Genomic DNA, 17,121 nt, shown 5'->3' with positions numbered 1-17,121 from the left:
CGATGATTCTAGCTGTGGATCAGCAGGGCGTCGCCGAAGAAGGCGCCCAGGTTGAGCATCTCGACAATCTCGACGACGGCGGGGCTGTGGTTCAGCAGGCGCAGTTCGCGCTGGTCGGCGGCGGCCGTGTTCTTGGCCAGCATCAGCACCTGCAGGCCGGCCGTATCGAGCTCGGTGACGCCGGACAGGTCCACTTCGAGCACGGGCGACTTGCGCAGCGCCTCCAGCAGCGTCACCTTCAGATCGGCGGCGCGGTAGATCGTCAGCTCGCCGTCGACGGCGATGCGGGTCACCCCGGCGGCGCCGGTGTCGCCGTCCTCACTCACGGCAGCACCAGTTTGGCCACGGCGCCGAGCAGCACCTCCGGCTTGAACGGCTTGACCACCCACGCCTTGGCGCCGGCAGCCTTGCCCTCTTCCTTCTTGCCCTCCTGCGATTCGGTGGTGAGCATGATGACCGGCGTGAAGCGGTAGTTCGGCAGCTGCTTGAACTCCTTGACGAAGGTGATGCCGTCCATGTTGGGCATGTTCACGTCGCACACCACCAGATGGATTTTCTGGCCGGTGCATTTGGACAGCGCGTCGACACCGTCGCGGCCTTCGATGACATCGTAGCCCGCGCCCTTGAGCGCGATGCCCACCACCTGGCGCAGAGACGCGGAATCGTCGACCACCATAATCGTTTTTGCCATGGCTTATATACCCTATCTACCTTGTGGTTTCAGAAAAAAGTGATCTCGTCGGCGTCGGCCGGCGCCGGCGCGGCGTGCTTCGAGCCGCCATGCACGGCGTGCTCCTCGGCCATCGCATAGGTTTTTTGCAGCTCGTGCAGCAGCGGCTGCGGATCGAGCGGCTCGAGCACATGGTCCGCCTGGTAGCGCACGCGGTTCTCGCGCAGCAGCGACGGCAGCAGCTCCATGTTCTCGCGCACGTGCGCCATCACCTGGCTGACGCGGTCCTGGAACTGCAGCTGCACCAGCGCCTGTCCCACCTCGCCCTGGATGCCGATGCTCTCCTGCTTGAGCAGGTCGGACGACTGCACCAGCGCGTCGGTCATGCTGCGGAAGTCGGCCAGCACGGTGTCGATCATGCCCTCGGCCGATTGCATCGAGCGGTCTTCCTGCTCGCTCGACTGCTCGGCCGCCTGGCTGGCGGCGAGGATGGCGCTGCTGATCAAGCCGACCCGGTTGGAGATGTTGCGGCCCGTCTCGGCCGAGCGGCTCGACAGGTTGCGCACCTCCTGCGCCACCACCGCGAAGCCGCGTCCCGCCGGTCCCGCGCGGGCCGCCTCGATCGCGGCGTTGAGCGCCAGCAGGTTGGTTTGCGCGGCGATGCTGGCCACCCCTTCGGCCATGTCGCGCAGCTCGCGCGTGAAGCGCTCCAGGTCCTTGATCTGCGCCAGCATGGCGTGCTTGGACGTCATCGCCGATTTCATCGACGTCACCACCGAGCCAAGCTGGGACTCGCTGCGCGCGAACACCTCGGTCATCGACGGCGCGCCCTTGCCGCCCTCCAGGCTGGAGACGTGCAGCGCGTTGTCGAGCTTATCGACGATGCTGGAAAAGCGTCCGGCCAGGTCGGCGACGGCTTCCTCCATTTGCGTGCGGGAGTTTTCGATATGGCGGCACCAGATCGGCAGCACGGCGTCGCCGAAGCGTTCGCGCCCGTCGAGGTATTCGTCGACCATCGACGATCCACCACCACCGCCGGCGGCGACGGCGCCCTGCGCGAACGCGCACCACGCGGCGGCGCCCAACAACAGCGCGGCCCACAGCACGGTATACCAGCCCCACGCACCCCAGCCGGCGGCCATCGTTCCCACCGCGCCGGCGCCGGCGAGCGCGAACGGCGCCGCCACGCTTTTGTCCATTACAAATGATCTTGTCTTCACTAACCACCACCCGATGAGGTCTCAAAAACGCCGCCGATGGGAGCGCCTGAAGGCCCAACTCTATCGCACTTGAACCGCGTTTGTTCTCATAAACTTTAAATCCGATACGTCGATTGCAACATCCTGTTGCACCCGCGCAACCACGAACGGAGCCTTATAGAGACTAGCAAAACGGTACTTTCGTGGAGGCCGCAGCGGACCGTCGCTCCGCGAAAATTTCGGCGCTCGAGGTAAATTGGCAAGGTTGCATAGCTGCCATGGCAGCCTCGCCCCCCCCATGGGCGTGCGGTATGTGACCGCCACCGGCAAGGCCGGTTTCGACATGGCGGGCGGCTTCGCCAGCTCCTTCGATCCGTCCCGCCGCTCCGGCCCGGACCGGCCCCGCTCCGGCGCTTTCGCGCACCGCCGCACCCTCCGGCGCGAAAAGGTTTACACTGCACCCTCGCGTGGTCGGCTATTCACATACCGGCATCCATTCCACCATCGCCGGTTGCTTCAGCCGCGCCATCGAAACATGAATCAGGCATTCTTAGAGCACAGGGCAAGGTACCGGGACGTCGTCACACAGCGCTATCGCGTGACCCCGGAAATGTACGACGAGGTATCGCACCTGCTGGCGCCGATCGCCGCACCGGTCAGCATGCGCAAGGGCGAGTACCTGCAACGCATCGGCGTGCTGGCGCACAGCGTGTTCTGGCTGCACAGCGGCGTCGCGCGCACCGGCTTCGTCAGCGACGCGGGCAACGAGGTCACGTTGTACTTCCGCACCGACGGCGAGGCCGCCGCCGCCCACGACGATCTGCTGCGCGCCAACCGCAACGAGCTGTCGCACAATTTCGTCATCGCCGAAACGGCGATCCATGGCTACCGCATCGACTGGGTCGCGCTGACCGGTCTGGCCGAGCGCCACGGCGTGCTGCGCGACTATTATCTGAAGGCCTCCGAGCATGGCATCATCGACCAGGGCAAACGGCTTTACCTGAGCGTGTGTCCGGCGCTGGGCCGGCTGGCGGCGTTCCGGCGCGACTATCCGGGCCTGGAGCACCGCATCTCGCAAAAGGTGGTGGCGTCGTTCCTCGGCGTCACGCCGCAGTACATGTCGCAGCTGCTGCGCCAGGACGCGGCCGACAACCAACGCAATTAGCCATACGCCGACGCGAACCGCGGGGCGAAAAAAAAGCGTCCCGCGGGACGCTTTTTCCTGACCGGTGTAGCGGTCTTACTTCTTCATGCCTGTGATCTTGTTCTGCGCGTCGACGAACACGATCTTCGGCTTGTAGTCGGCGATCTGCTCTTCGGTCATCGGCGCGTAGGTGCAGATGATCAGCAGGTCGCCCAGGTGCGCCTTGCGGGCCGCCGCGCCGTTCAGCGAGATCTCGCCGGTGCCGCGCAGGCCCGGGATCGCGTAGGTCGCGAAACGCTCGCCGTTGTTCACGTTATACAGATCGATATGCTCGTTCGGCAGAATATCGGCCGCCTCCAGCAGATCCATGTCGATCCCGCACGAACCCTCGTAGTTCAGATCCGCCTGCGTGACCGTAACCCGGTGCAGCTTGGCACGCAGCATAACTCGTTGCATAGACATCTTCTTCATCCCTCGATTAGTAATCATTCAAGCTTGCCAAAGTACCTTTGCGGGACTCGATGCAATGCGAGGGCGATATCATATCACTAGCCGGACTCATGCGGCTACTGCTGCCATTTATTTAGGCGACGGCGTGAAGGTCAGATCGCGGAAGTCGTAGCTGAAGTCCGTCTCGGTCGAAATCGGCGCCATCTTCATGCGCTCGATGCTGCCGTCGGGGTTGAGCGCGAACGTCACATAGGCGTCGGCGTTGAAGCTGCGCTCCTTCCAGCGCACGATGAAGGTATCGTGCTGGAAGTGCTCGAGCTCCCCGGTCAGGTCCGGCGTGCGGGCGAAGCGCATCACACGCTTGCCGCCTTCGGCCGCGATGGTGACCTTGCCGTACCACGGGTCTTCATACGCGCCGTCGTAGGACGCCAGCGGCAGCGACGGCGACGACCTGGCAGCGCGCGCCGTGTGCTCCTTGCGCAGGCGCTCCAGCTCCTCCTTGTGGGAGGCCGCCTCCTGCTCCGCGTACAGCGTGATCCAGTCGGTGGCCGGCACCTTCAGGTACTGGTCGAGGATGCGCCAGTACAGCGCCGCCATCGCCGGGCCGTTTTCGGCGTTGGTCAGGATCGCGATGCCGAGTTTTTCGTCGGGCACCATCAACACCGTCGAATAGAATCCCACCAGCGCGCCGCCGTGCATGGCGATCTTGCGGCCCTTGTAGTCGCGCAGGCTGAACCCCAGGCCGTAGGCGGAGAAGTTGGGCTTGGTCGCCGCCAGCGCCGGTTTCGGTTCGCGGATGCGCATCGGCGTTTGCTGGGTCCACATCTCGGCCAGCTGCTTGGCGCCGATCAGCTGCTTGCCGTCCGGCGCCTTGCCGTCGTTGAGCAGTAGATTCATCCAGCGCGCCACATCCGCGGCGCTGGTGTTGATGCCCACCGCGCCGACCGCGTTCGGCACCGGGATCGGCCTGACCACCACCGGCTTGTCATCGACCTTGCTGTGCGGCGCCGCGTGGTCGGCGCTGGCCAGCATCGCGGCCACGCTGGTGGTGGTGCCGTCCATGCCCAGCGGCGTCAGGATGCGGTCGCGGATGGCGTCGCCCCACGGCTTGCCGTCCTTCTCGGCGATGATTTTTCCGGCCGCGATGTAGAGCAGGTTGTCGTAGGCGTAGCTGTTGCGGAAGCTGGTGGCCGGCTTGATGTAGCGCAGCCGCGAAATGATTTCGTCGGTGCTGAAGCTGGTGGTCGGCCACCACAGCAAATCGCCGGCGCCCAGACCCAGGCCGCTGCGGTGCGTGAGCAGGTCGCGCACCGTCATCGCGCCGGTGACGTAGGCGTCGTACATCTGGAAGCCCGGCAGGTGCTTGGTGACCGGATCGTCCCACGCGATCCTGCCCTCGTCGACCAGCATCGCCAGCGCGGCGGCGGTGAAGGCCTTCGAATTGGACGCCACCTCGAACAGCGTATTGGCGTCGACCGGTGCGGGCTCGCCGAGCTTGCGCACGCCGTATCCCTTGGCCGCGACCACCTTGCCGTCCTTGACGATGGCGATGGCCATGCCCGGCACGCCGAAGGTCTTGAGGGCGCGATTGACGTCGGCGTCGAGGTCGAACGCGGGCGCCGCCGCAGTGGTGGCGGTGGCGGTGGCGGCGTCCGGCGCGGCGAGCGCCGTGCAGGAGGCCGTGCAAAGCGCCGCCGTCAGCGCCGCCGATACGAAGGTGCGGGAGAACTTCATCATCGATTCAGTTTGAATTGTTTGTCGACCGAGGCCTGTGTCACGGGATGATAATGGTCGCGCGCCTTGGCGTAGACCGCGCGCGCCCAGTCCTTGTCGCCCGGGTTCTTCAGCAGCGCGCCATACAGCGGTACGACGAACTTCTGCCGGCCCACGCTCATGAGGAATTTGTTGAGCGGATCGCGCACGTTGTAGCCCGCCTTGACGGAGCCCAGGTAGAAACGGTACGCGATCTCGTTGTTGCCGGTCTTGGCCAGGCCGAAGGCCTGGTCCAGCTCCTGCATCTGCGCGGCGCTGGCCTTGCCCTCGATGGCGTTCAGGAAGTGCATCCACTCGAGCGCGATCCAGCCCTTGCCGCCCAACTCGGCGGTCGGCAATTCGCCCTTGAGCCACGCGGCGCGCTGCGCGTCGAGCGCCGCCAGGCGCGGCGAGGCCGCGCGCACGGCGCTCGCCGGAATGCCGGGCGCGTACAGCCACTCATCGAGCTCCGCCTGCGGCATGTACTCCGGGTGCGCGTCGAGCAGGTTCTTTTTCAGGTACTCGACGAATTCGTCGGTGGTGGCGGACTTGAACGCGTGCTGGTCGAACCAGCCGCGCAGGAACGGATCGAACACTTCGCGTCCGGCGCGCTGCTCGATGGTGCGCAGAAACCAGGCGCCCTTCGGATAAATCAGGCCGCCGTCGGCGTAGGTCGACGGATCGGTGTCCGGGCCGCGCGTGGACAGGGCCTGCTTGGAGACCGGCACCGTCAACAGCGACACCAGCGCCTCCTCCTGTTCGACCTGCAGGTTCATCTCGGCGATCTCGGGGCCGTAGATCTTTTCGACGATGCGGGTGGTGACGTAGGTGGTGAAGCCCTCGTTGAGCCACATGTGCTTCCACGAGGCGTTGGTCACCAGGTTGCCGGACCAGGAGTGCGCCAGTTCGTGCGCGATCAGGTCGACCAGGCTGCGGTCGCCCGCGATCATGGTCGGCGTGAGGAAGGTCAGGCGCGGATTTTCCATGCCGCCGTACGGGAACGACGGCGGCAGCACGATCATGTCGTAACGCTCCCACCGGTAAGGGCCGTACAGGCTCTCGGCGGCGCCGATCATCTTCTCGGTGTCGGCCAGTTCGCTGGCGGCGGCCTCGATGCGGGCCGGCTCGGCGTAGACCGCCGAGCGCGGACCAAGCTTGCGCACCTCGATCTCGCCGATGGCGATCGCCAGCAGGTAGGAAGGAATCGGCTGCGCCATCTTGAACTTCCAGCCGCCGTCGCCGGTGGCGGCGGGATCGTTGTCGGCGCTCATCAGCACGCGCAGGCCGGCCGGCGCGTCGATGCGGGCGCTGTAGGTGAAGCGCACGGCGGGCGTATCCTGCACCGGCGCCCACGAGCGGGCGTTGATATCCTGCGACTGGCTGAACATGAACGGACGCTTGCCGGACATGGTCTGCGCCGGCGACATCCATTGCAGCGCGGCGGCCGACGGCGCGGTGCGGTAGTAGACGCGCACCTTCTGCGGCTGGAACGGCAGCGCGATGCGCAGCGCCCGGCCCTTCTGCACATCGAGCTTGTCGAGCATGAAGGAGGCCGAGGTCCAGCGGCCGTTCGGATTGAGCACCTGCACCTTGGCGATACTCAGCTCATTCGTGTCCAGCACCAGGGTGCGGGCCGACTTGTCGATCCAGTTCAATGTCAGCTCGGCGTAGCCGCCCAGCGTCTTGCGGCCGAAATCGGCCTTCAGGTCCAGATACAGGTCGCTGGTGCGGACCTGGTCGTAGCGCGCGTAGCTCAGCGGATCGGCGTGGGCGGCAAGCGACGTCAGTGCGGTAAGCACCAACGCGGACAGTGTCTTCTTGATAGGCATGGTGATCTTTTCAATGTTGGTCTGAAGCGCGATGCAGAATATCACAGGCATGTATCGGATATGTGTAAAGCCGCCAACGGGAGCGGCGCAGTGTCGTGACGATCGGCTGTGTTAAAATACGCGCCGTAATTGGGGAGTAGTCGGCTTGCGCCTCCCGGCGCAGGAACCTGTATCAACATAATCGGTCCGCAGACCGTGGTGCAGGTGGTTGAAAAACTTGACGAGACCATGATCGAGGGGCGGCCATGATGGGCCGGAGTCGCGCCTGGATCATTGGTTAATCGTTTCCGGCCCGCGTACTACACACATCATCCCAATGGAAGCATTCCTCGTCTCCACCGGCATTGTCGCTCTCGCGGAAATCGGCGACAAAACCCAGCTGCTCGCTTTCGTCCTGGCCGCCAAGTTCCGTCGTCCGCTGCCGATCATCGCCGCGATCTTCATCGCCACCATCGCCAACCACGCGTTCGCGGCGGCCATCGGCACCTGGATCACCGGGCTGCTGGGCCCCGACATCTTGCGCTGGGTGCTGGGCGCGTCGTTCCTGGCGATGGCCGTATGGACGCTGGTGCCCGACAAGCTCGATGACGAGGACGCGCGCCTGGCGGGCTACGGCGTGTTCATGACCACGCTGATCGCCTTCTTCGTCGCCGAGATGGGCGACAAGACGCAGGTGGCCACGGTGGCGCTGGCGGCGCGCTACGACGCGCTCATCGCCGTCGTCTGCGGCACCACGCTCGGCATGATGATCGCCAACGTCCCGGCGGTCTACCTTGGCGACCGGATCGCCGGGCGCGTCTCGCTCAAGCTGGTGCACGGCATCGCCGCCGCCGTCTTCGCGGTGCTGGGCGTGGCGACGCTGCTCGGCGCCGGCGCCAGCATCGGCGTCTAACCCCCGGGGGTCAGTGCCGACATTCGGACACGAGCTCAGCCTTATCGTCTCCCCCCCCGGGGTCAGTGCCGACATTCGGACACGAGCTCAGCCTTAGCGGCGCCATTTCGCATGAGGCCGTGTCTGAATGTCGGCACTGACCCCGCTGTTGAGCATGAGGCCGTGTCCGAATGTCGGCACTGACCCCGCTGGTTGGCTGACTCGGCGGGCAGGCCTTCGCCCGCTAGAGCGAGTCAACGATCACGCGGGTTCCGTTCCGAGGATTGCGGACCGCGCCGGCAGGCGCAGTTCGACCTGGTGGGTCATGCCCGTGTCGACCAGCGCGATCGCCTGCTCCTGCTGCGGCACGCCGTCGACCGTCAACACCGGCACCGCATTGGTGCCGGCGCCCGTGCCGTCGTCATGCAGCACGCGGATCACGTACGACGAACTCTCGTAACGATAGGTCAGCGTGAAGCTGTTCCAGCCGGCCGGCATGCGCGGCGTCAGCGTCAGTTGCTGCGCGCTGCGCGTCAGGCCAAGCAGGGACTCGATGATCAGGCGGTACATCCAGCCCGAGGAGCCGGTGTACCAGCTCCAGCCCCCGCGCCCCACGTGCGGCGCCACGGCATACACGTCGGCCGTGACAACATACGGTTCGACCTTGTACTTGGCCGTGCCCTCCGCCGTCCCGCCGTGCATGACCGGATTGATCATGCGCGCCAGCTCCCAGGCCCGCTCGGTGTCGCCCAGGCGGGCGAACGCCATCGCGGTCCAGATCGCGGCGTGGGTGTACTGGCCGCCGTTCTCGCGCACACCCGGCACATAGCCCCGGATGTAGCCCGGGTTCGGGCCGGCCTTGTCGAACGGCGGATCGAGCAGCTGGATGATCCCCGAGTCGCGCCGCACCAGGCGCTGGTTGACCTGCTCCATGGCGCCGCGCACGCGCGCCGGATCGGCCGCGCCGGACAGCACGCCCCAGCTCTGCGAGATCGAATCGATCTGGCATTCTTCGTTGGTGTGGGAGCCGAGCGGCGTGCCGTCGTCGAAATAGGCGCGGCGATACCACTCGCCGTCCCAGGCGTTCAATTCGACGTTGGCCGCCAGCTTCCTGGCCTCCTCGCGGCATTCGGCGGCGAACACCGTGTCGTCCTTCATGTCGGCGACGTCGGCGAAGCGTTGCAGCACCTCGCACAGGAAGAAGGCCAGCCACACGCTCTCGCCCTTGCCATGCTCGCCCACCTTGTCCATGCCGTCGTTCCAGTCGCAGCTGCCGATCAGCGGCAGCCCGTGTTCGCCGAAGCGCAGGCCGTGGCGGATCGCCTGCACGCAATGCTCGTACAGCGTGCCGCTCTGGCCCGAGCGGCTCGGCATGTCGTAGTAGGAGTCCTCCTCCGGCTTGACGGCGCGGCCCTCCAGATACGGCAGGCTTTCCTCCAGCACGCTCATGTCGCCGGTGCTGGCGACATAGCGCCAGGCGCCCAGCGGCAGCCACAGATAATCATCCGAGCAGTGCGTGCGCACGCCACGGTCCGACGGCGGATGCCACCAGTGCTGCACGTCGCCTTCCAGGAACTGGTGGGCGGCGCACAACAGCAGCTGGTCGCGCAACAGGTGCGGCTGCGTGTGAATGGTCGCCATCGCGTCCTGCAGCTGGTCGCGGAAGCCGAACGCGCCGCCGGACTGGTAGTAACCGCTGCGGGCCCAGATGCGGCAGGCGATGGTCTGGTACATCAGCCAGCCGTTGGCGATGACGTCGAGCTCCGGTTCCGGCGTTTCGATGCGCACCGCGCCCAGGGTCTTCTCCCAATGGGCGTGAACGGCGGCCAGCGCCTCCTGCGCGGCGCCGGCGCTGCGGTGCTTTTGCACCATGCCGCTGGCGTCGGCGTTGCGGCGGCCGGCCACGCCGAGCACGAAGACGATCTCGCGCTCCTGGCCCGGCAACAGGTCGAACGGCGCCTGGATGGCGGCGCAGGCGTCGAGCCCCGCGCCAACCTTGCCGGACAGGCGCGAGCGGCGCAGCGCCGCCGGCGCGGCGAGGGAGCCGTTACGGCCCAGGAATTCGCCACGGTCGCCGGTGATCGAGCGCAGGCTTGCGTCGCAATTGAAGAAGGCGACGCGGCCGGTGAACTCGGTGTTGTACGGATTGCGGGCGAACATCGCGCCGCTGACCGCATCGACCTCGGTGAGGATATGCATGCCGGACTTGGAACGCATGTCGCCCAGCACCCATTCGACGTAGCCGGTGACGGACAGCTTGCGCGCCACCAGCGTATCGTTGCGCACCTTGATCACCGTGTATTTGATCGGCGCGTCGGTCGAGACAAAGGTGGTCATCTCGGTGGCGATGCCGTTCTCGCTGTGTTCGAACACGCTGTAGCCGAAGCCGTGGCGCGTGACGTAGTCGCCAGCGCCGCGCGCGGGCAGCGCGGCCGGCGACCAGAACTCGCCGGTCTGCTCGTCGCGCAAATAGAACGCTTCGCCGCTGGCGTCGCTGACCGGGTCGTTGTGCCATGGCGTCAGGCGGTATTCATGCGCGTTCTCGTGCCAGGTGTAGGCCTGGCCGCTTTCCGAGATCACGGTGCCGAACTGCGGATTGGCCATCACGTTCGACCACGGCGCCGGTGTGCGCTGGCCTTCGCGGGTGGTGATCACGTATTCGCGGCCGTCCGGGGTGAAGCCGCCGATGCCGTTCTCCAGCATCAGCGGACGCGCGGGACGGGCCACCGGCACGACGTCGCCATACTCGCCGCGACCGTCCGCCAGCAACGGCGGCATGCGCATCGACTGCGGGCCGGGACGCTTGATCTGCTCGGCCAGCGGACCACGGCTGTCGCTGAGGATGGCGCGCGCCACCGATTGCAGCAGGATGCGGTCCTCGTTGGAGATCTGGTCGGCCAGGCGCACGAAGATGCCGCCCGGACGGTCGACCGCCTGGGCGTCGATGCCGGAGGCGATCAATCCCATGATTTGCTCGTGCAGCAGCTGGCGATACCCCGACTGGTCCTCGTACCAGATGACCAGGTCGACCACCAGGCCTTTGAGGCGCCAGTAGGCGTGCGCCTGCACCATCTGGCGCACCAGATCGATGTTGGCGGGGTCGCGGATCTGCAGCAGGACGATCGGCAGGTCGCCGGAGATCGCGTACGCCCACAGGCCGGACTGGCCGCGATGGTTCTTGACCAGGGTGCCGACGTCGGCGCGCATCGCGGCGTTCGGATAGATGACCGAATTGGCCAGGCGGCCGTACAGCTGCGCGTCCGCCTCGCTGGCGTTGAGCTGGCGCAGCACCACTTGGCTGTGGGTCCACGCCAGTTCGAAGGTGCGGTCGGCCAGGTGGCGGTCCTGGTATTTGTCGATCAGGTGCAGCGCGGCGTCGCGCTGCTCGGTCATGCCGGTCACGATATCGACGATCGCGGTCTGGTCCGGCTTGAGGGTGATCGTGTAACGGATCGCCACCACCGGATCGAGCACCGAGCCTTCGGCGCCTTCCAGCGGGCCGCTTTCCAGCAGCGCGCGCGGCGCGGCGGCGGTGTTGCCGCGACCGAGGAAGCGCGAACGGTCGGTCTCGAACGACACCTCGACCACCGGCGCGTCATGCACCGTCATCGAGTGGAGCATGTACGGCATGGCCTCGTCGGCACCGCGCGGACGGCGGGTGCACAGGATCGCCTGCTGGCCGCGCAGGATCTCGGTTTGCACGAACAGCTTGCTGAACGCCGGGTGGGCGGCATCGGCGGCGGCCGGCGCCATCACCACTTCGGCGTAGCTGGTCACCTCGATGGTGCGCACGCTGTCGCTCTTGTTGGTGATGCGGGTGCGGCGCAGTTCGATGTCGTCTTCCGGCGAGACCACGATTTCCGTGTACAGCTCCAGGCCACGGTCGGAGCGGCGGAACTCCGCGCGCCCTTCCGAGAAGATCACTTCGTACTTGCGCGGATCGACCAGGGTCGGTTGATAGGTGGTGGACCAGAACTGGCCGTCGTCCAGGTCGCGCACGTAGCAGAAGTTGCCCCAGTTGTCGCGGGTGCTGTCCTCGCGCCAGCGGGTCACCGCCAGGTCGCGCCAGCGGCTATAGCTGCCGCCGGCGTTGGTGACCATGACGTGATAGCGGCCGTTCGACAGCAGCTGGGTTTCCGGCACCGGCGTGCTGTGCTGGGTGAGCACGCGCATCGGCGCGGCCTGCTGGTCGGGCGCGGCAGAGCGCAGCACCGCCAGATCGGTGGTGTTGGAGTAGAAGGCGCCGGCCTGCGGGCTGCGTTCCTGCAGCACCAGCAAGGTCGATTGCAGCAGCGGATCGGATTCGAAGCGGCGCTGCATCGGCCGGTCGTGCAGCAGATAGCTGAGCGACAGCAGGCCCATACCCTGGTGGTGGACCATGAACGAGCGCACCACGGCGCAGCTCTGGCCGCGCGGCAGGCGCGAAGCGGTGTAGTCGATCGCCTCGTAGAAGCCGTAGCGTCCCATGAAGCCCAGGCCCGCCATCTTCTGCAGGTTCAGGCAGGCCGCTTCCGGCTGCACCATCAGTCCCATCATGGTGGCGTACGGCGCGATCACCAGGTCGTCGGCCAGGCCGCGCTTGAGGCCCAGGCCGGGAACACCGAAGGCGCGGTACTGGTAATTGAGGCTGGTGTCGACGGTGTTGTAGCCGGACTCGGAAATCCCCCACGGCACGCCGCGGCGTTTGGCGTAATCGATCTGCGCGTCGATGACGGCGTTGTAGGTCTGGTCGAGCAAGGTGCTCGGGTAGTTCGGCATCACCAGCAGCGGCATCAGGTACTCGAACATCGAGCCGCTCCAGGACAGCAGCACCGGCTTGCCGGCGACGATGCACAACTGGCGGCCCAGCGCGAACCAATGGTCCTGCGGCAGCTGGCCCTGGGCGATGGCGATGAAGCTGGCCAGGCGCACCTCGGACGCCAGCAGATCGTAGTAGCTGGCGTCGAGGCGACGCTCGCTGACGTTGTAGCCGATCGCCAGCAGATTGGTGGTCGGGTTGTACAGGAAACCGTATTCCATCTGCGCGAAGCCGCAACTGCGTTGGGCCAGTTCGGCCAGCGCGCGCATGCGTTCATGCGCGGCGGCGCTGCCCTGTTCGAGCAGCTGCGCCAGTTGTTGTTGGCGTTCGCGCTCGGCCGGCGCCAGGTCGGTCACCGGAATGGCGTCGCTGGCGTGGGACAGGCTGGCCAGTTCGCGCAGGGTCGGCACGCGCGTCATGCTGGTGTCGAACACGGTGTCGGCCGACAGGTTGACCCACGGCGTCAGCGCCGCCAGCTCGTCGAGGGCGGCGTGGCTTTGCTCGACCAGCGAGCCGCTCCACATCGCGGCGTCGCTTTGCGGGTCGATCTGCGCGTGCAGCGCTTCGGCGGCCTGCGCGGCCAGCACCAGCCATGCATTCAGTTGCTGCAGATGGGTGGGATCGGGCTTGGCGGCCAGCAGCGCCAGCAGCGGTGCCAGATCCGGCGGCGTGGCGATCGATTCGACGCCCTGGTCGACGGTGGCTGGCAGGACGCGGTCGGCGGCGCCCTCCACAGCCGCTACGGCGGCGGTGCTGGTCGCGGTCGCGGCGGCACCGCCGGTGGCGGACGCGCCGGCGGCGGCGGCGTCGTTGAGCGTCTCCTCCAGCACGCGCGCGGTGGCCAGCATGCCGTCGATGATTTGCGGGCCGAGGATAGGCTGGTCGAACATCCCCGTCAGGCCGGGCTGCAATGTCAACAGGTGGCCGGCCAGGTTGCCGCTATCGACAGTGGAGATATAGATCGGATGCAGCGGCTTGAGGGTTTGCGTGTCGTACCAGTTATAGAAGTGGCCCTGGTGGCGCTCCAGCTTATCCATCGCATCGAGGGTGGCGCCGGTGCGCGCGATCAGCTGCGACACGGTGATGTAGCCAAAGTCGCAGGCGCTCAGGTTGGCCAGCAGCGCCATGCCGATGTTGGTCGGCGAGGTGCGGTGCGCGATGACCTGCACCGGATGCTCCTGCATGTTATCGGGTGGCAGCCAGTTGTCGTCCGGGCCGACGAAGCGGTCGAAATAGGCCCAGGTGCGGCGCGCCAGCTTGTGCAGGAATACGTTCTGCTCAGGCGACAGTTGCGCGTCCTTGCGCTTGATCGGGCGGCTGATCCAGTCCGCCACGGCGGGCGCCACCAGCCACGCCAGCAGGAACAGCGCGGCCGGCGCCAGGCTGGCGGGACGCCAGCCGAGCAGCATGCCGCCGATGAACAGCGCCAGCACGGGCGCCGGCCACATTCTGACCCAGGTGCTGGCGTTGGCGCCGCTGCGCGACAGCGCCGAGGCGCGCCACTCGAGCATGTGTTTATGCGACACCGTCATGCGATAGACGCTGCGCGCGATCGCATCAAGGCTGAAGTAAGCCTCGTACGGCAGGAACACCAGCATCAGCACCGCGTGCGAGAAATGCAGGCCGGTGCGGCGCATGGTGGCGCTCAGATGCTGGCTCCACAAGGTGTCCTTGGGACGGTGCAGCAGGTCGTGCAGCGCGCTGACGAACGGCGGCAGGAAGATCACGGTCAGCACGGCGCCGGTCCACAACCACGGGTCGGGCAGCCAGCGCCAGGCGACGACCAGCGACAGCACCAGCGCCGGCGCGGTCAGGCTGCGGCGCAGGTTGTCGAACAGCTTCCAGCGCGACAGCAGCGACAGCGGATTTTTCTCGCGCTTGCGGCCGGGGCCCGGCACGCGGCCGAACAGCCATGAGATCAGCTGCCAGTCGCCGCGTATCCAGCGCTGGCGGCGGCTGACGTCGTCGCTGTAGCGGCTCGGATATTCTTCATACAACTGGGCGTCGCTCAGCAAGCCGGCGCGCAGATAGCAGCCCTCCAGCAGATCGTGGCTGAGCACCTGGTTGTCGGGCAGGCGGTGTCCCAGCACCTGCTCGAAGACGTCGACATCGTAGATCCCCTTGCCGATGAAGGAACCTTCGAGGAACACGTCCTGGTAGACGTCGGAGACGGTGCGGGTGTACGGGTCGATACCCGGCTCGCCGCCGCACAGTTTTTCGTAATGCGAGGCGTTTTCGCTGGGCAGGCTGACGGCCACGCGCGGTTGCAGGATGCCGTAGCCTTCGACCACGCAGCCGCGCGCCGCGTCCACCCGCGGGCGGTTCAGCGGGTGCATCATGGTGGCGATGAACTGGGCCGCCGCGTCGCGCGGCAGCTGGGTGTCGGTGTCGAGCGTGATGACGTACTTGATGCTTTCGAGCTGGCCGACGTCGCCGACGACCACCGAGAACTTGTCGCGCGCGCCGCCGCGCAGGAAGCGGTTCAGGTCCTGCAGCTTGCCGCGCTTGCGCTCATACCCCATCCAGGCGCCTTCCTGCGGATTCCACAGGCGCGGACGGTGCAGCAGCAGGAACGGCATGGCCGGGTCGCCGCTCGGATGGACGGCGTACTTGCGATTGAGTTGTTCGATCCGGTGCTGCATCTGGTCGAGCAGCGCGGCGTCGCCCGGCAGCGTCTCGGCGGAGGCGTCGGCGAAATCGGTCAGCAGGCAAAACACCAGGTTGGGATCGCGGTTGGCCAGGAAGCGCACTTCCAGCTGTTCGCACAGCTCCTCGATGTTGTCCTTGCTGTAGGCCAGCGTCGGCACCACCACCAGCGCCCTGCCCTCGGCGGGAATGCCGTCTTCGAGGTCCATGCGCGGCAGCGGATTGGGACGGGTGATCTGCGTGGTCACCCAGTTGACGAGGCTCAGCGCCAGTTGGCTGCTGCCCAGCAGCGCCAGCACGCCCAGCGCCACCAGCACGATGCCGCTCACGCCATGGAAGGCGGCGCGTTCGAGCAGCAGCGCGGTGGCGACGAAGGTGATGGCGGCGATCGCGCCGAGGTAGGACGTCAGCGGCGAGGCGCCCGACGTGTGGCGGAACACTTCGCGCCACGGACGGCGCATGCCGGTCTGCTTCTCCAGCGCCGGCAGTCCGCCGCCGATCAGATAGAACCCGACGTGGCTGTGGCGCTCATCGCCGCTGTTGGCGTGCGCCACGGCCAGTTGCAAGGCATGCTGCGCGACTTCGACTTCCGACAGGCGCGAATGCTTGGAGATCTTCTCGACCGAGTGGCGGTAATTGTCGCGGGTGGCGAATTCCATGCGGCCGTAGACGCCGGCCGGGTCCTGGCGCAACGTCTGCTCGACCACGCTCATGGTCTCGACGAATTCCTGCCAGTCCATGGTGCCGAGGAAGCGCAGGCTGCCGATGCTGTTGGCGATCGACACCTGTTCGGCCGCCTGCTGCTGGATCTCGGCCTGGATCTGTTGTTCGATGGTGTGGCCCGATTCGGCCAGGCGGTGCGTGATCCACGACAGCGCCAACGTCAGCGCCGAGCTTTGGCCCTGCAGGCGGCGCGCCAGTTCGGCGACGAAGGCGCTGGTGATCGGCGGATTGGAGCGGGCCATGTCGGCCACCATCAAAATCAGGCCGCTCGGATTTTTTTCCACCACCTCGGTCATCTGGTCGGCCCAGCTGTTGGCCAGATCGCGGTCGGCGCGGTTGTCGGCCACGCGCACGGCGACGCGGCGCAGGTTCTCGATCAGCGCCAGGCGCAGCATGATCGGGATCGCCCACAATTCGCCCAGTTTGAGCGGCGCGATTTCCTGGTAGGCGGCGACGAAGCGGCACAGCGACTCGAAGTCGACGCGGCCGTCGCCGTGCGAGATGATCTCCAGCGCCAGCTTGTAGACGCGCGGGCAGCCTTCCGGCGCGCCTCGGCTCAGGCGCGGCAACTCCTTGCTGTAGTCCTTCGGCAGGTGGCGGCGGGCGATGCGGATCTGCTCTTCGATCAGATAGAAATTATCGAGCAGCCATTCGGAGGCGGGCGTGATCTGCCTGCCGGCCTTGACGGCCTCGGTCAGTTCGTCGCAGGTTGTGTTGATGAAGTCGGCATTCTCTGACAGGCGCGACAGCAGCTGGTCGGGACCGCCGCGCGTGCTCAGTTCGTGGTGGGCGGCCAGCGTCCTGCCGTGCGCGCCCATTTGCGCGGCGCTGAAGAGTTCGGCGCGTAAGGGCAGGTCTTCATCGTCTTCGTCGGAGACCAGGGAGGCCGTCGTTGATTCGCGGAATCCGAGCGTCAGGTCGGGCATTAGGGGATTGGACTTTTTCAACTTATACCTCGCTATGTTGCATGCGAGACGCGGCCGCGCTCCGGGTACAGGCGCGACGAATCTGCGAATGGGAAATTATGTGCTACTGCATC

9 protein-coding genes and 1 riboswitch are annotated in these 17,121 nt (G+C 66.5%); of the genes, 2 read left to right on the top strand and 7 right to left on the bottom strand.

Features of this window, described 5'->3' with window-relative positions:
* Nucleotides 1–8 precede the first annotated feature (8 nt).
* Genes BMX85_RS26140 through BMX85_RS31165 form a run of 3 tightly spaced genes read right to left on the bottom strand, consistent with a single transcriptional unit; the run spans nt 9 to nt 1,869 of the window.
* Complete coding sequence (locus tag BMX85_RS26140) at nt 9–326, bottom strand: STAS domain-containing protein (protein WP_229210675.1); 318 nt, start codon at nt 324–326, stop codon at nt 9–11.
* Nucleotides 323–691 carry a response regulator gene (locus BMX85_RS26135; protein ID WP_090325726.1) on the bottom strand — a complete coding sequence of 123 codons (369 nt, stop codon included), beginning with the start codon at nt 689–691 and terminating at the stop codon, nt 323–325. Before BMX85_RS26135 ends, BMX85_RS26140 begins: the two co-directional genes overlap by 4 nt.
* A gap of 29 nt (nt 692–720) precedes the next feature.
* On the bottom strand, nt 721–1,869 hold the full coding sequence (locus BMX85_RS31165; RefSeq protein WP_090325725.1) for a methyl-accepting chemotaxis protein: 1,149 nt from the start codon (nt 1,867–1,869) through the stop codon (nt 721–723).
* Nucleotides 1,870–2,467: 598 nt separating this feature from the next.
* Between BMX85_RS31165 and BMX85_RS26125 the strand changes: the two genes are divergently transcribed.
* On the top strand, nt 2,468–3,034 hold the full coding sequence (locus tag BMX85_RS26125) for a Crp/Fnr family transcriptional regulator (protein WP_229210674.1): 567 nt from the start codon (nt 2,468–2,470) through the stop codon (nt 3,032–3,034).
* 75 nt (nt 3,035–3,109) lie between these two features.
* Here BMX85_RS26125 and panD read toward each other — a convergent pair whose 3' ends face one another.
* The 3 genes from panD to BMX85_RS26110 all read right to left on the bottom strand — a co-directional run bounded on the left by panD (nt 3,110) and on the right by BMX85_RS26110 (nt 7,044).
* On the bottom strand, nt 3,110–3,469 hold the full coding sequence (gene panD, locus BMX85_RS26120; RefSeq protein ID WP_090326118.1) for an aspartate 1-decarboxylase: 360 nt from the start codon (nt 3,467–3,469) through the stop codon (nt 3,110–3,112).
* A 123-nt stretch (nt 3,470–3,592) separates the two neighbouring features.
* Nucleotides 3,593–5,197, bottom strand: coding sequence for a serine hydrolase (locus BMX85_RS26115; RefSeq protein ID WP_090325712.1), 1,605 nt, complete (start codon nt 5,195–5,197; stop codon nt 3,593–3,595).
* Nucleotides 5,197–7,044, bottom strand: a complete 1,848-nt coding sequence (locus BMX85_RS26110; protein ID WP_090326114.1) for a M1 family metallopeptidase — start codon at nt 7,042–7,044, stop codon at nt 5,197–5,199. The genes BMX85_RS26115 and BMX85_RS26110 overlap by 1 nt, the downstream gene beginning before the upstream one ends.
* A 119-nt stretch (nt 7,045–7,163) precedes the next feature.
* Nucleotides 7,164–7,347: riboswitch (yybP-ykoY riboswitch) on the top strand.
* A gap of 13 nt (nt 7,348–7,360) precedes the next feature.
* On the opposite strand from BMX85_RS26110, the gene BMX85_RS26105 reads away from it, so the two are divergent.
* Nucleotides 7,361–7,936, top strand: a complete 576-nt coding sequence (locus tag BMX85_RS26105; RefSeq protein WP_090325710.1) for a TMEM165/GDT1 family protein — start codon at nt 7,361–7,363, stop codon at nt 7,934–7,936.
* A 240-nt stretch (nt 7,937–8,176) separates the two neighbouring features.
* Here the strand turns inward: BMX85_RS26105 and BMX85_RS26100 are convergent, their stop codons facing one another.
* Complete coding sequence (locus tag BMX85_RS26100) at nt 8,177–17,008, bottom strand: GH36-type glycosyl hydrolase domain-containing protein (RefSeq protein WP_090325708.1); 8,832 nt, start codon at nt 17,006–17,008, stop codon at nt 8,177–8,179.
* Between the last annotated feature and the right edge of the window lie 113 nt (nt 17,009–17,121).

The sequence above is a fragment of the Duganella sp. CF517 genome, assembly GCF_900110275.1.
In the GTDB taxonomy this organism is placed as follows: Bacteria; Pseudomonadota; Gammaproteobacteria; order Burkholderiales; family Burkholderiaceae_D; genus Rugamonas.
This window is presented reverse-complemented; position numbering and strand designations above follow the sequence as displayed.

Coding starts and splice junctions, on each gene's coding strand:
- BMX85_RS26135 (WP_090325726.1), bottom strand. CDS start 691: ATGGCAAAAACGATTATGGTGGTCGACGATTCCGCGTCTCTGCGCCAG.
- BMX85_RS31165 (WP_090325725.1), bottom strand. CDS start 1,869: ATGGACAAAAGCGTGGCGGCGCCGTTCGCGCTCGCCGGCGCCGGCGCG.
- panD (WP_090326118.1), bottom strand. CDS start 3,469: ATGCAACGAGTTATGCTGCGTGCCAAGCTGCACCGGGTTACGGTCACG.
- BMX85_RS26115 (WP_090325712.1), bottom strand. CDS start 5,197: ATGAAGTTCTCCCGCACCTTCGTATCGGCGGCGCTGACGGCGGCGCTT.
- BMX85_RS26110 (WP_090326114.1), bottom strand. CDS start 7,044: ATGCCTATCAAGAAGACACTGTCCGCGTTGGTGCTTACCGCACTGACG.
- BMX85_RS26105 (WP_090325710.1), top strand. CDS start 7,361: ATGGAAGCATTCCTCGTCTCCACCGGCATTGTCGCTCTCGCGGAAATC.
- BMX85_RS26100 (WP_090325708.1), bottom strand. CDS start 17,008: ATGCCCGACCTGACGCTCGGATTCCGCGAATCAACGACGGCCTCCCTG.